The organism is Pedobacter nyackensis, assembly GCF_032678475.1.
GTDB classification, from domain to species: domain Bacteria; phylum Bacteroidota; class Bacteroidia; order Sphingobacteriales; family Sphingobacteriaceae; genus Pedobacter; species Pedobacter nyackensis_A.
The window spans coordinates 175,587-187,589 of record NZ_JAVTSF010000007.1 but is presented as its reverse complement, the minus strand read 5'-3'; the positions used below and the strand labels follow the sequence as shown (position 1 = coordinate 187,589).

Genomic DNA, 12,003 nt, shown 5'->3' with positions numbered 1-12,003 from the left:
AATAAAAACTACTCCGCAGCCAAATCAACTTCGTCTGTAATAAAATCATAGCCTTTTTGCTCTAGTTCAAGTGCGAGTTCTTTAGTGCCAGATTTAACGATACGACCATTGTACAAAACATGAACAAAGTCGGGCTGAATATAATCCAGCAGGCGTTGGTAATGGGTAATGACCAGTACAGCTCTATCCGGGCTGTGCAATTTATTAATCCCGTTCGCTACAATACGAAGCGCATCAATATCTAAACCTGAATCCGTTTCATCTAAAATCGCAAGTTTAGGTTCCAGCATCGCCATCTGAAAAATTTCATTACGCTTCTTTTCTCCTCCCGAAAAACCTTCATTTATGGAACGACTTAACAATGACTGGTCTATTTCAACCAATTTCATTTTTTCTTTCATGATCTTTAAAAAAGCGACTGCATCCAGCGCTTCCAAACCATGATATTTTCGTCTTTCGTTTACAGCTGCTTTGATAAAATTGGTTGTACTCACCCCAGGTATTTCAACAGGATACTGAAAGGCAAGGAAAAGACCTTCCCTGGCCCTGTCTTCCGGCGATAATTCCAATAAATCCTTATCTAAGAAACTAACTTCTCCTTCTGTTACTTCATATTCTTCTCTGCCAGCCAATACGGAAGCCAATGTACTTTTCCCTGAACCATTCGGCCCCATTATAGCGTGTACCTCTCCTGCTTTTATTTCAAGATTGATACCTTTTAATATCTCTTTACCTTCGACGTTTGCGTGTATATTTTTAATTGATAACATATTCTTCTTTTTTTAATTAACCGACACTACCTTCCATACTAATCGTTAGCAGCTTTTGTGCTTCTATCGCAAACTCCATAGGCAATTGGTTCATCACTTCCTTAGCAAAACCATTTACGATTAAAGCAACTGCAGCTTCAGGATCTATCCCCCTTTGCCTACAATAAAAAAGCTGATCCTCGCCAATTTTAGATGTTGTAGCCTCATGTTCTACAATAGCTGATTTATGTTTAACCTCTATATATGGAAAAGTATGCGCACCACATTTATCTCCAAGTAGCAGAGAGTCACATTGGGAATAATTCCTTGCATTTAAAGCCTGTTTACTTGCCCTAACCAATCCGCGGTAACTATTTTGACTATGTCCGGCTGAAATTCCTTTTGCTACAATTCTACTGGTCGTATTTTTACCAAGATGAAGCATTTTTGTGCCTGTATCGGCCTGCTGATGATTATTGGTAAAGGCAACTGAGTAAAACTCACCAATAGAATAATCACCTTTTAAAATCACACTCGGGTATTTCCAGGTAATGGAAGATCCGGTTTCTACCTGGGTCCAGGATATCTTTGAATGATTTCCTTTACAGATTCCTCTTTTCGTTACAAAATTGTAGATACCACCTTTACCTTCCTTATCGCCCGGATACCAGTTTTGGACGGTAGAGTATTTTATTTCAGCTTTTTCCATAGCTACCAGTTCTACAACAGCTGCATGCAACTGGTTTTCATCACGCATAGGCGCGGTACACCCCTCAAGGTAACTGACGTAACTTTCATCTTCAGCTATAATCAGCGTTCTTTCAAACTGTCCGCTATTTTCAGCATTGATACGGAAATATGTGGAAAGCTCCATCGGACATCTTACTCCTTTAGGGATATAACAGAAAGACCCATCAGTAAAGACTGCGGAATTCAATGCTGCAAAATAATTGTCAGTCATAGGAACCACAGATCCCATATATTTTTTCACCAGTTCGGAATGCTCCTGTATCGCCTCTGTAATGGAGCAAAAGATCACTCCGATTTCGGACAGCTGTTTTTTAAAGGAAGTAGCAATCGAAACGCTGTCCATCACCACATCTACAGCCACCCCCGTAAGGCGCTTTTGCTCGCTGATAGAAATACCAAGTTTCTCAAATGTACTCAGCAATTCGGGATCAACCTCGTCAAGACTATTTAATTGTTTTTTGGGCTTTGGAGCGGCATAGTAGATAATATCCTGGTAATTAATTTTTGGATATTTCACATTAGGCCAGGTTGGCTCTTCCAGCTTTAACCAATGGTTATAAGCTTTGAGCCTCCAATCCAGCATCCATTCCGGCTCATTCTTTTTATTTGAAATGAGTTTGATCACTTCTTCATTAAGCCCTTTGGGAATTGTATCTGTATCTATATCTGTCACAAAACCATATTTGTATTCATTCAATACAGCCTGTTCCAGTGTTTCCTGCTTTTCTTTCATGGTATGTTGATTTTGAAAGATTAATATTATAACATAACACAAAGATACCCTCTTTTGCTTGTTTATACAAAAGAGTACAAACAGAGAAATGTAAGATTTACTTCACGGAATAGCTCCCACGTTAAACAGAAGAAAAACGAAGCAATCTCAAAAGTTATGGAACAGGAATTAAAAAAATGCCAAAATTGAATCTGGGCTAAAATGCAAAAAGCTCCTAGTTTTCACTAGAAGCTTTTTTATGTACTCAGAGCGGGAATCGAACCCGCACGACTTTTAAGGTCACAGGATTTTAAGTCCTGCGTGTCTACCAGTTCCACCATCTGAGCATTTCTCTACGTCCGTGAGAAAGTATTGTTTAAAAATAAAAGCCTTCGTTTAAGAAGGCTTTAGAGCGAAAGACGAGATTCGAACTCGCGACCCCGACCTTGGCAAGGTCGTGCTCTACCAACTGAGCTACTTTCGCATTGGTATTGTGTTGCTACATTATTTATAATGTAGTATTTTGTACTCAGAGCGGGAATCGAACCCGCACGACTTTTAAGGTCACAGGATTTTAAGTCCTGCGTGTCTACCAGTTCCACCATCTGAGCATAATCGTTGTCAACAACCGTCAACAGGATTAATTTTTTAAACATCTTCCTGGTATTGAAAATGTTTAGAGCGAAAGACGAGATTCGAACTCGCGACCCCGACCTTGGCAAGGTCGTGCTCTACCAACTGAGCTACTTTCGCATTATGTGCCTGACATCATCCGATGTCTCTCCCTCTGATACTTGGTAATTTTCATACCTTGTTTCCGTTTGGGATTGCAAATATAAATACTTTTATATTAACGTCAAGTTATTTTTAATAAAAAAAGCAGCGTCTACGCTAACTCATTGGCCTTCAGAACTAGAATTATTAAGTCTTTTTCAAATCCTTTCCCCATTAGGTAGCTGACCAGCTTATACTGGCGCTTAAAAGGATCTTTTTCTTTAATTAAAGGAGCTTTTTTCTGCGCAGCTGATAAAATAGCTTTTAAATATTCGTCATAATTAATTCCATTCAATGCCCGCTGAATCATTTTATCTGGTATCCTTTTTAACTTCAGCCCCTGCTTAATCTTAATCTTTCCCCAATGTTTAATATTAAACTTCCCGGAAACGTAAGCTTGCGTAAACCGCTCCTCATTTAAAAAATTAGTTTGGATCAGTTCAGAAATCAATTCTTCAACATCATCCGTCCATAGCCCCCACTCATATAACTTATCACGGATCTCCTGTTGTGACCGCTCCTGGTAGGCACAGTAATGCTCCGCCTTCGCTAAGGCTGTCTTTTTATCCAGTTTGATCTTTTTTTTCTCTGTCTCCTCCACTATGGTTTATTTTTACTCTCCAGCAGTCTCTTCCAGTTTCCCTTCTTTATTACGTTTTAACGCAACCTTAGGGTTTTCCTGAGTTCCTGTAACACTTAATGGAATTCCAAACAGTCCAAATGGTGGTAAACCTAATCTTCCTTTCAGATTTAAACGACCGTCAAAACTAACCTGCCCTTCAAAACGTGGCCTGAAACCAGCAACCCGCATTTTAAACCGTTCAATGTTGATGAGGTTATTGGCGATAGTGGTTTTAATCTGCACTTCAGAAACATCAGGATTACTTAAACTATCTCTGTCTGTAGCCTTACTCACCGCATTCATTAACTTAAAACCCATCAAACTTACTTTTTTAACAGAAAGTACGCCTCCACCTTTTAAAGTAGGATAAACAGGCATCATATCAGCGTTCAGTTTACCCGACAACTGGTAATCAAGACCAACTACCCCTTTCACCTTCGACGCTGAGGTTGCCAGATCTCTAAACAACTTAATCTCCTTATAGGCTTTTGCAATATCAAATTCTTTAGCAAGGATATGATAATCAAAAGTTGCCGACAACGGAGTTAAACTCTTATACTTCGCGTCCATCGTTACCACAGCATCCACTAAATTAAAAGCAGCCTGGTTTAAGCTCATCGTTCCATCATTCAATACCAATGTTCCTTTTGCATTCTTTACTTCCAGGCCGTTATAATATACCCTTCCCGCATCTGCAGTAACCGATACGTTTAAATTATCAGGAATGATGATCACCCCACTGGCAGCAGGACTTGCCGTCTCCGCCCCTTTCGCAGCACCATCATTAAAAGCCATGAATTCATCAGCAAACAACTTCCCGCTTTTCAATTTGAAATTACCTGTAAGCTTTGCCTTATCTACCAACACATAATTGACAACATTACCCAGAAAACCTTCCATACTAAAATCAGATTGGCCATAGTTTCCTTTGAACTGTTCAAACTTCATTTTATCCTGCTTAAAGGAGAACACGCCATTGTTAACCAGAAACGATTTCGGAAACAGGTCAGAATTCAATGTCATCTCTTTAACAATCACCTTCCCTCTATTATCAAGCCTGCTGTATCTTCCGGCCATTGCATCACTCTGTAAGCCTTTAAATGAAACATCAGTAATAATAGATCCCTTTACATCATACCCCTTAACCGCAAACAGCTTATACATTTTACCGATGTCAATACTCCCCTTAGAAGTAATATTATATTTTACGTTCTCCAGGTTCTGAACAGCAGCTTTCAATTCAAATGGCTGCCCGCCCATTTCAAAAGATATAGGCTTAATGTTCATCACAGTATTCTTTAAAGTCCCATCTCTATTGGTCAGCATACCATCAACAGAGATACGCTCCAGTGCCTGATCAAAATGTGCCGTTTTTATTCTTCCATCATTCAACAAAATGGCAAGTTCAGTTACAGGAAATTGTTTTTTTGCTTTGTTATATCCCCCTTTACTTTTCACATTCAGGTTCAACTTACCAGTTAGTTCAAGGTCCTTTAGCGGATAAAAATCCTTAATCTCTGCTAAATTTAACAAGCCGTTCAATTGTACATCTATTGGGCTGTTTCCTCCTGTTTTAAACTTAGCAAATCCTCTGATATAGTTAGAAAGTGCCTGGATATTCAAATTCGTAACCTCAAATTCCGTGTGCTTATATTCTCCATCAGTATTCTTTCCGTTGATGTTAAAACTGATCTTATCAATGGCTGAAGGTACCGCATGGTGTTTAAAGTAGCCCCCGTTTAGCGAAGTCGTCAGTTTAAATGTCGGAATGGTTGCAATCACCGTATCTACCTTTCTTACCCCACTACGCACAACCTTTTTTGTATAGGTACCCTGCGCATTAAAATTCATCAGAAATCTTCCTTTCAATTGATCTACTTCAAAAATCTTCCCCCATTTCTCCAGATCTATGTTTGCACGACTCTGGATATAAACTTCAGGTGTTTTTAGTCCTCTTAAATTCACCATTGCACCTACATAGTCTTTGCCAATATTAAAATACAAACTATCCATGTTGATGTACAAACTATCCATATCCAACGATGGCAATTTAGTTTGTAAGTTCAAATACAATTTGCTGAGCCGTTCAGGAGCCTTTGGATTAGAGATTTCACCCTCGCGAATTTTTAGATTGAACGACAATGTTGGCATTATCTTTTTACCGGCAAGGTATTTTCCAATTAAAGAAGCCTTAATCTCGGCATACCCCTTCATATTTGTACGTTCCATACGCTCCGCAATTGCCGGTGGCATGGCCGTAAAAATATTATGTAAATCGGTTTCCTTCATCTTCGTTCTAAAATTAATATCATAGCCATCCTCAATAAAAGAAAACCTGCCAACAAAATGTATAGGAAGTGAATTGATTTTTAAGTCATTTTCATCAAACATTAAATCCAATGAATTTGTATTAATCTTAGTAACGAGCCTGGCATTAATTTTCTTGTTCACTAAATAAGGTTCTTTATCATAATAAACGTCCAAAGCCTCGATCTCCGCTTTACTTGTCAGATCAAAAATAGCCTGACTTAAATCACCTTTCCCGGAATATTTTAATCCTTTGGCACTGATCAGCATAGGTACAGACTGATCCTCATAACTCAGGTTACTTTTATTGATAAATATACCTTCAATCTTTATCGCTGTTGAAGTTGCATCAGTCTTTTCAGTAGGTTTAGCCTCGCTTTGATAAACATTATAATTCGCATTTCCTTTTTCATCAACTTTAATATTGATGACAGATTCATCCAGAAATATTTCATCTATCCTGATCTGCGAAGAAAATATAGTACTCAGGTTTACACCAAAAGACAACTCTTTACAATACAAAAGCGTATCCTTTTCAAAAGGAGCAGCTCCCTTGAGCATGAATTCGTTTAAACTTAACGTTAAAGAAGGAAAATGTTTAAAAAAAGAGAGGCTTGTACTTTCAAATTTAACCTCTCCTTTTATATTTTTATTAATCGCCTTCTGTACTTCTTTATTAATGGTGTCCGGAAACAAATATGGACCAATAAACAACAAAAGGAATAATGTGCCGAGACTTATTCCTGTAATTTTTAAAACCTTCTTCAAACTGATAAAATATTTAATCCGTGGAGTCGCCACAAAGATAATTTTTTATTTATCAATTGGATAGCACCTAGTCATCATATTTCAATGCCGGATAACCTAACAACCTACGCCACAAGGCCAGTTGCCCGATAATGCTTGCTTCCCGATAAATAGTGAAAGAGATCATTTCATAGTAAGTCATCTTCATTCCTTCCATATCTAGTTCGCTATCCAATTTGGTGTCCGAGATCGTCACTAAAGCTTCCCTTGCAATGGGCGTAAATTTCTTCCAATCATTTATATACTCCGCATTAGTTGGATAAACCGCATCATCCTGAATACCTTTATAATCTTTAAATAACTCTTCTCCCGTTTGCTTAAGCCCTGGATGAATCTCTGTTGTCATCCAATAACGCTGCTGCACTAACGAACCGGTAAGCCAGGCCATATGATTCGCTTTAGTATTTAAACGGTTATGCATATCCGCTACACTTATCCCCTCAATTGCCCGTTCAAAGAATGTAGTCTGCATATCAAATAAAGTAAGTAGCCCTTCAGCTCTCGTCGCTTTGGTTTCCATAGTTTTTTAGTTTAAAATTTAACATAAATAATAGCCAGGCATAAGACACAAACCTCACGCACCTGCATAGTATTAAAGTTAAGTATTCTGACTATAAAAAAGATAGCTGCAACGCGACAATTAAAGGGGGCAATTACGGCATATTAAGATGTTCAAATTTCACTATAGGGAGTCTTAAAAGGAACAAATTGATAAAAAAAACAAAATAAACATACTGTAAAACAATCAATTAACATGAATTCTGTTTTTATTTTCAATAAAATCTATTAATTTTATAGACTTTATATATATTTGCATTAGTAATCGTTTAAACGATGAACATAAAGTCATGTGGCCGAGTGGTTAGGTAAGGGTCTGCAAAACCTTCGACGGCGGTTCGAATCCGCCCTTGACGTCCAGTACAATTTCTATATTGACTGCATTTAGATGTTTGGTTAGATCTAAGTTTTGTTTGAAAGCCAGGTTGGATGACCTGGCTTTTTATTTTTCGTAAAACTCTATTGGAAGCTGATCTGGATCGGCTATAAAAGTAAAGCGTTTTCCTGTAAACTCATCTATCCTGATGGGCTCTGCCTCTACTCCTTTGTTTAAAAGCGTATCAACAACTTCATCCAGCTGATCTACTTCAAACGCCAGATGTCTTAAACCTGTAGCTTCTGGCCTGGATGGTCTTTTTACCTGCTCAGGAAAAGAAAACAATTCAATAGCGTAGATTCCATTTACCGCCAGATCCAGTTTATATGATTGTCTTTCGGTTCTATAAACTTCTCTAAGAATGGTAAATCCCAACACTTCGGTATAAAAAGTTTTAGAGATCTCATAATCACTACAAATAATGGCAATATGGTGAACCTTGTTTATCATACTACAAAAGTACAACTTCCTATAAACAACCCACATTTTTCTTGTCGCAAACGCACCTCAAATTTGGCGTAAACACACGCGTGTATTTTATGTTTTTTATCTAAGTTTGAAAACAAACAACTTAAAAATCATAAATTATGAATCAGAATATTATCTGTTGGTTTGAGATCTATGTTAAGAACATGGAACGGGCTAAAAAATTTTACAATGCCGTATTGGGAACAGAATTCAGGAACATTGCTGATCCAACTGAGGAATCCGGGGATATGAAAATGGCTTTCTTCTCTGATCCGGAAAACCAGGGTGTTTCAGGAGCGCTGGTTGAAATGGCCGGAACCAAAGAAGGTGACAGCGGATGTGTAAATACTATGGTTTATTTTCCGTGTCAGGATTGCAGTATCGAGGAAAGTCGCATAGCTAGTGCCGGAGGACAGGTTAGCAGGTCAAAATTCTCTATTGGCGAGTTCGGATTTATCTCCATATGTGTAGATACTGAAGGTAATCCGTTTGGCCTTTTTTCTATGGAATAACTTAATAACCCCGGGGATGATCCGGGGCTATTATTATTTTTGTCTGTTATATTAAAAAATCAATTGATAAATTGCCCCTCTACTACCTGCGAGTAATACCAATTTTCCTTTTTTAGCTCTCTGAATAACATTAAAGCCCTCAGTAGAAATATTATTCCAGGTACGACCTCCATCCTCTGAAATATCTGTACCGGAACTTCCGGTAGCCACTAAAACATTGGCATTGATATAAGTTACCCCCGAACGATAACCAGCAACGGGTTTAACTGGTTTTGTCCAGCTTTTCCCACCATCAGATGTTAATAAAACATTATTCGAGTTGTCTTTATCCTTTAAATAATTGCCGCCTACTACTATCCCTTTCTTTTTATCATTAAAAGCCATTGAAAAAGTACCTGTGCTCGATTCTCCTTGTATAATCGGACAGTTAAAACGTTTCCAGCTCTCGCCATAATCAGGTGAAAAATAAACATTCGCTACAGCACCGCCCGTGGCTATCCAGGTTTTACCTCCGGGTAAAGTTCTTATTGTGGTACCACTAGCAGCAAACCCGGCTTCCCCTACAGTCATGTCTAACTTTAGATTTGCAGAAATGTCAATCCAGGTCATTCCCCCATCTTTTGTCCGGAGTACTTGCATTTTATGTAAAATGGGATCACCAAAGATGATCCCATTTTTTGTGTCCCAAAAATCCATTCCATCTAAAAAGATAGCTGAATCCAGGTTTTTATAATGCTCCGTCCATGTTTCTCCTCCGTTAGTCGTCAACAAAACATAGGCAGGCGAACCTGCATTTACAATAATGGCTTTTTGGGCATCAAAGGCTTCAATATCTCTAAAATCTAATTTTTCATACCCTGCGGGCTGTACCCATTTCCAGGTCTTACCTCCATCAGTTGTTTTACCAATATATCCGTTACTTCCACTTACCCATGCCAGCTCATTGGAAACGACAGACATCCCCCTGATACTGGTATTTGGTCCTTTTGACAAAGGAACGAGATTGTAAGTTTGTGTAAAACCGATAACAGGCCATAAAAACAGCCAACAAAGTAAATGCTTCATCTATTTAACTCTTTTCCAGGTTTCCGATCTACCAATCAATGAGATACCAACATAACCTCTCATATTCAGGATATCATTTCCCTTCAGGGTCATGTTACAGCTATAAGTTTTACCCGATTTCGGATCATAGATCTTGCCATCTGTCCATTTGCCATCATCAAAAACGAAGTTCTTCAAAATTTCAAGGCCTAAAATTGGTTTAGATCTTAAACTTTCGTCAGGATTCTTTATATCGGTTTTGACAGTTCCTTTTTCATCCTTCGGATCTTTTAGCCAAACGATTTTACCGAAGTATTTATCACCTCTCTTAGTAATTTCAACATGTGCTTCTCCAGATGCATTAAGCCATTTACCTACAATAGCATCTTTATTCTGGGCAAAGCCCGCAAAAGAAATTGCTGTAAACAGCAACATAAAAGTTAAATGTTTCATAGATATATTTAGTATTTATCTAAAGATACTAAATGAAGCATATAATCTACAAAAACTATTTAATCGTTTCTTTTACCTCCCCGCAGGTTAACATACTATCCCCGAAATAAGGATTTTTTATGTCTTTTTGATTACTTAACCATGACGCCCCTTTATCGTTTAAAGCCATAGGACAATATTCAACATATATTTCTCCGGAGGTTAAGCCTGATTGTTTTACTCTTGCGATAAAATCATTACTCAGATCAGAGAACAAAGTTCTTTGTACTTCGATATCTGTAGCTGCTCCAATTTTTGCTGCCAAAGCAGTCAACCCAGCACCATTCGTCAGTTCTTTTGTCCCCAGTTCTATTGCCGTTGCAGCTACTTTTGCTTCAGCCAGATCGCTACCAACAAGTGCTGTTTTTAAATGAATATAATGTTGATAAACTGCATTTAATTTATCATCTTTTATACTTACTCCTGCTACTGTTGTTTCTACTGCCGGATTATGCCCTTCGGTTGCCGCATGATTATGACCTTCATGAGGGTCCGTCCCGGCTGATTTCTGTGTGTTTCCACATGCGGCAAATAAAGTGACTACTCCTAAAGTAAGTACTAAACCAGTTATTGTTTTCATTTTTTCTTTTTTTATAATTAATAATTATGATTTGATTTCAAGTCCTTCTGCAGGATTTTTCCCCTTTTTAAGGATGTACTCACTATACAAAAGATAGGCTCCGGATACCACAACCTGATCCCCATTTTTTAAACCTTCGGAAATTTCTACCTGACTATCGTTCTCTGTTCCGGTCTTTACAAGTCTTGGTTCAAAGCTATCCTTCGCCGTTTTTACCCAAACATGCATACCTTTTCCATCTCTGATTACAGCATCGACCGGCAGCGTTAGTACATCACCTTTATTTACTGAAGGAAGAAAAACATTGACTTGTAAGCCTGGTTGCCATTGGTTGCCGGGATTAGGAATACTGCCACGAACCTGTGTAAGCTGCGTACCCGACTGCAGTGAGGGAGTAATGAAGCTGATTACCATTTCCTGTGGCTGATCTTCCCAACCAGTAACAACAACCTTCACCTTTTGCCCCATTTTGATTTTAGAAGCTTCATTCGGATAAACATCAGCTTCTACCCATAACTGTCCATAACCTTCTAATCGTAATATCGGGCTTCCTTCAGTTACATATTGTCCCTGCGTTACTGATAACTCAGCCACTACGCCATTCTCAGGTGCGTAAAACATGATGAAAGGATCTTTCTTCTGGCTTTTCAACAACTGCTGCACCTGACTTTCCGATTGTCCATATAACAATAGCTTTTGCCTGGCAGCAGCTACAATCTGTCGCTCTATTTTATCGCCCTGAAACTGTTTCTCCTGTGCAACAGCCATTAGATACTCTTGCTGTAAAGTAGCAAGCTGCTCAGAATACAGCTTATACAAAGGCTGACCTTTGTTTACCTTTACTCCAGTTTCCCGTATATACAACTGTTCTATCCGGCCTGCAATCCGACTGGAAATATAGCTACTCTGCTCTGGATTAACGGTGAGCCTTCCATTTAATTGTTTCGTGCCAGACAAAGTATTTCCACCAATGATCACTGTAGTAATGTTAGCCAAAGCCTGACGTTTTTCGTCTACTTTCAGCGCCATATCATTACTGTTTTTTTCAAATGGTACAAGATCCATCCCACAAATCGGACATGTACCCATCTCGTTCTTGATTACCTGTGGGTGCATCGGACAAGTAAAAGTCTGCTGTTTTGTCTTTGCCGCTCCGACTTCCGTTTTTTTGTCGCTACTACATGCAGCTACAAACACAGATGGAGCAAGCGCCATAAGAGCTATTCCTTTTATAAATAATTTCCGTTCCATA

Annotated in this window: 11 protein-coding genes and 5 tRNA genes; 2 read left to right on the top strand and 14 right to left on the bottom strand. The window is 38.5% G+C overall.

Going from position 1 to position 12,003, the window contains the following annotated elements:
• Positions 1 to 8: 8 nt before the first annotated feature.
• The 9 genes from sufC to R2Q84_RS20650 form a co-directional block, all read right to left on the bottom strand.
• On the bottom strand, positions 9 to 770 hold the full coding sequence (gene sufC / locus R2Q84_RS20690) for a Fe-S cluster assembly ATPase SufC (RefSeq protein ID WP_316818503.1): 762 nt from the start codon (positions 768 to 770) through the stop codon (positions 9 to 11).
• 16 nt (positions 771 to 786) lie between these two features.
• Positions 787 to 2,232: a Fe-S cluster assembly protein SufB gene (gene sufB / locus R2Q84_RS20685; RefSeq protein ID WP_316818502.1), complete on the bottom strand. Its 1,446-nt coding sequence runs from the start codon at positions 2,230 to 2,232 to the stop codon at positions 787 to 789.
• A gap of 241 nt (positions 2,233 to 2,473) precedes the next feature.
• Positions 2,474 to 2,558, bottom strand: a tRNA-Leu gene (locus R2Q84_RS20680).
• 64 nt (positions 2,559 to 2,622) lie between these two features.
• Positions 2,623 to 2,695, bottom strand: a tRNA-Gly gene (locus tag R2Q84_RS20675).
• Positions 2,696 to 2,737: 42 nt separating this feature from the next.
• Positions 2,738 to 2,822: transfer RNA gene (locus tag R2Q84_RS20670), tRNA-Leu, on the bottom strand.
• A 69-nt stretch (positions 2,823 to 2,891) separates the two neighbouring features.
• Positions 2,892 to 2,964, bottom strand: a tRNA-Gly gene (locus R2Q84_RS20665).
• 133 nt (positions 2,965 to 3,097) lie between these two features.
• The gene (locus R2Q84_RS20660) at positions 3,098 to 3,586 is read right to left on the bottom strand and encodes a regulatory protein RecX (RefSeq protein WP_316818501.1); all 489 of its coding nucleotides are present in this window, start codon (positions 3,584 to 3,586) and stop codon (positions 3,098 to 3,100) included.
• Between the two features lie 12 nt (positions 3,587 to 3,598).
• Complete coding sequence (locus tag R2Q84_RS20655; protein ID WP_316818500.1) at positions 3,599 to 6,682, bottom strand: AsmA family protein; 3,084 nt, start codon at positions 6,680 to 6,682, stop codon at positions 3,599 to 3,601.
• A 67-nt stretch (positions 6,683 to 6,749) separates the two neighbouring features.
• A complete protein-coding gene (locus R2Q84_RS20650) occupies positions 6,750 to 7,241 on the bottom strand; it encodes a DinB family protein (RefSeq protein ID WP_316818499.1) in 492 nt (163 codons plus the stop codon).
• A 324-nt stretch (positions 7,242 to 7,565) separates the two neighbouring features.
• On the opposite strand from R2Q84_RS20650, the gene R2Q84_RS20645 reads away from it, so the two are divergent.
• Positions 7,566 to 7,639, top strand: a tRNA-Cys gene (locus R2Q84_RS20645).
• A gap of 82 nt (positions 7,640 to 7,721) precedes the next feature.
• On the opposite strand, the gene R2Q84_RS20640 is transcribed toward R2Q84_RS20645, so the two are convergent.
• On the bottom strand, positions 7,722 to 8,105 hold the full coding sequence (locus R2Q84_RS20640; protein WP_316818498.1) for a VOC family protein: 384 nt from the start codon (positions 8,103 to 8,105) through the stop codon (positions 7,722 to 7,724).
• Positions 8,106 to 8,242: 137 nt separating this feature from the next.
• Between R2Q84_RS20640 and R2Q84_RS20635 the strand changes: the two genes are divergently transcribed.
• A complete protein-coding gene (locus R2Q84_RS20635; RefSeq protein WP_316818497.1) occupies positions 8,243 to 8,635 on the top strand; it encodes a VOC family protein in 393 nt (130 codons plus the stop codon).
• Between the two features lie 51 nt (positions 8,636 to 8,686).
• On the opposite strand, the gene R2Q84_RS20630 is transcribed toward R2Q84_RS20635, so the two are convergent.
• Genes R2Q84_RS20630 through R2Q84_RS20615 form a run of 4 tightly spaced genes read right to left on the bottom strand, consistent with a single transcriptional unit; the run spans position 8,687 to position 12,002 of the window.
• Positions 8,687 to 9,700 carry a WD40/YVTN/BNR-like repeat-containing protein gene (locus R2Q84_RS20630; protein ID WP_316818496.1) on the bottom strand — a complete coding sequence of 338 codons (1,014 nt, stop codon included), beginning with the start codon at positions 9,698 to 9,700 and terminating at the stop codon, positions 8,687 to 8,689.
• The gene (locus R2Q84_RS20625; RefSeq protein WP_316818495.1) at positions 9,701 to 10,132 is read right to left on the bottom strand and encodes a DUF2147 domain-containing protein; all 432 of its coding nucleotides are present in this window, start codon (positions 10,130 to 10,132) and stop codon (positions 9,701 to 9,703) included.
• 55 nt (positions 10,133 to 10,187) lie between these two features.
• On the bottom strand, positions 10,188 to 10,751 hold the full coding sequence (locus R2Q84_RS20620) for a DUF3347 domain-containing protein (RefSeq protein WP_316818494.1): 564 nt from the start codon (positions 10,749 to 10,751) through the stop codon (positions 10,188 to 10,190).
• Positions 10,752 to 10,775: 24 nt separating this feature from the next.
• On the bottom strand, positions 10,776 to 12,002 hold the full coding sequence (locus R2Q84_RS20615) for an efflux RND transporter periplasmic adaptor subunit (protein WP_316818493.1): 1,227 nt from the start codon (positions 12,000 to 12,002) through the stop codon (positions 10,776 to 10,778).
• Position 12,003: the final 1 nt, after the last annotated feature.

Coding starts and splice junctions, on each gene's coding strand:
- R2Q84_RS20630 (WP_316818496.1), bottom strand. CDS start 9,700: ATGAAGCATTTACTTTGTTGGCTGTTTTTATGGCCTGTTATCGGTTTT.
- R2Q84_RS20625 (WP_316818495.1), bottom strand. CDS start 10,132: ATGAAACATTTAACTTTTATGTTGCTGTTTACAGCAATTTCTTTTGCG.
- R2Q84_RS20615 (WP_316818493.1), bottom strand. CDS start 12,002: ATGGAACGGAAATTATTTATAAAAGGAATAGCTCTTATGGCGCTTGCT.
- R2Q84_RS20620 (WP_316818494.1), bottom strand. CDS start 10,751: ATGAAAACAATAACTGGTTTAGTACTTACTTTAGGAGTAGTCACTTTA.
- sufB (WP_316818502.1), bottom strand. CDS start 2,232: ATGAAAGAAAAGCAGGAAACACTGGAACAGGCTGTATTGAATGAATAC.
- R2Q84_RS20635 (WP_316818497.1), top strand. CDS start 8,243: ATGAATCAGAATATTATCTGTTGGTTTGAGATCTATGTTAAGAACATG.
- R2Q84_RS20640 (WP_316818498.1), bottom strand. CDS start 8,105: ATGATAAACAAGGTTCACCATATTGCCATTATTTGTAGTGATTATGAG.
- R2Q84_RS20650 (WP_316818499.1), bottom strand. CDS start 7,241: ATGGAAACCAAAGCGACGAGAGCTGAAGGGCTACTTACTTTATTTGAT.
- sufC (WP_316818503.1), bottom strand. CDS start 770: ATGTTATCAATTAAAAATATACACGCAAACGTCGAAGGTAAAGAGATA.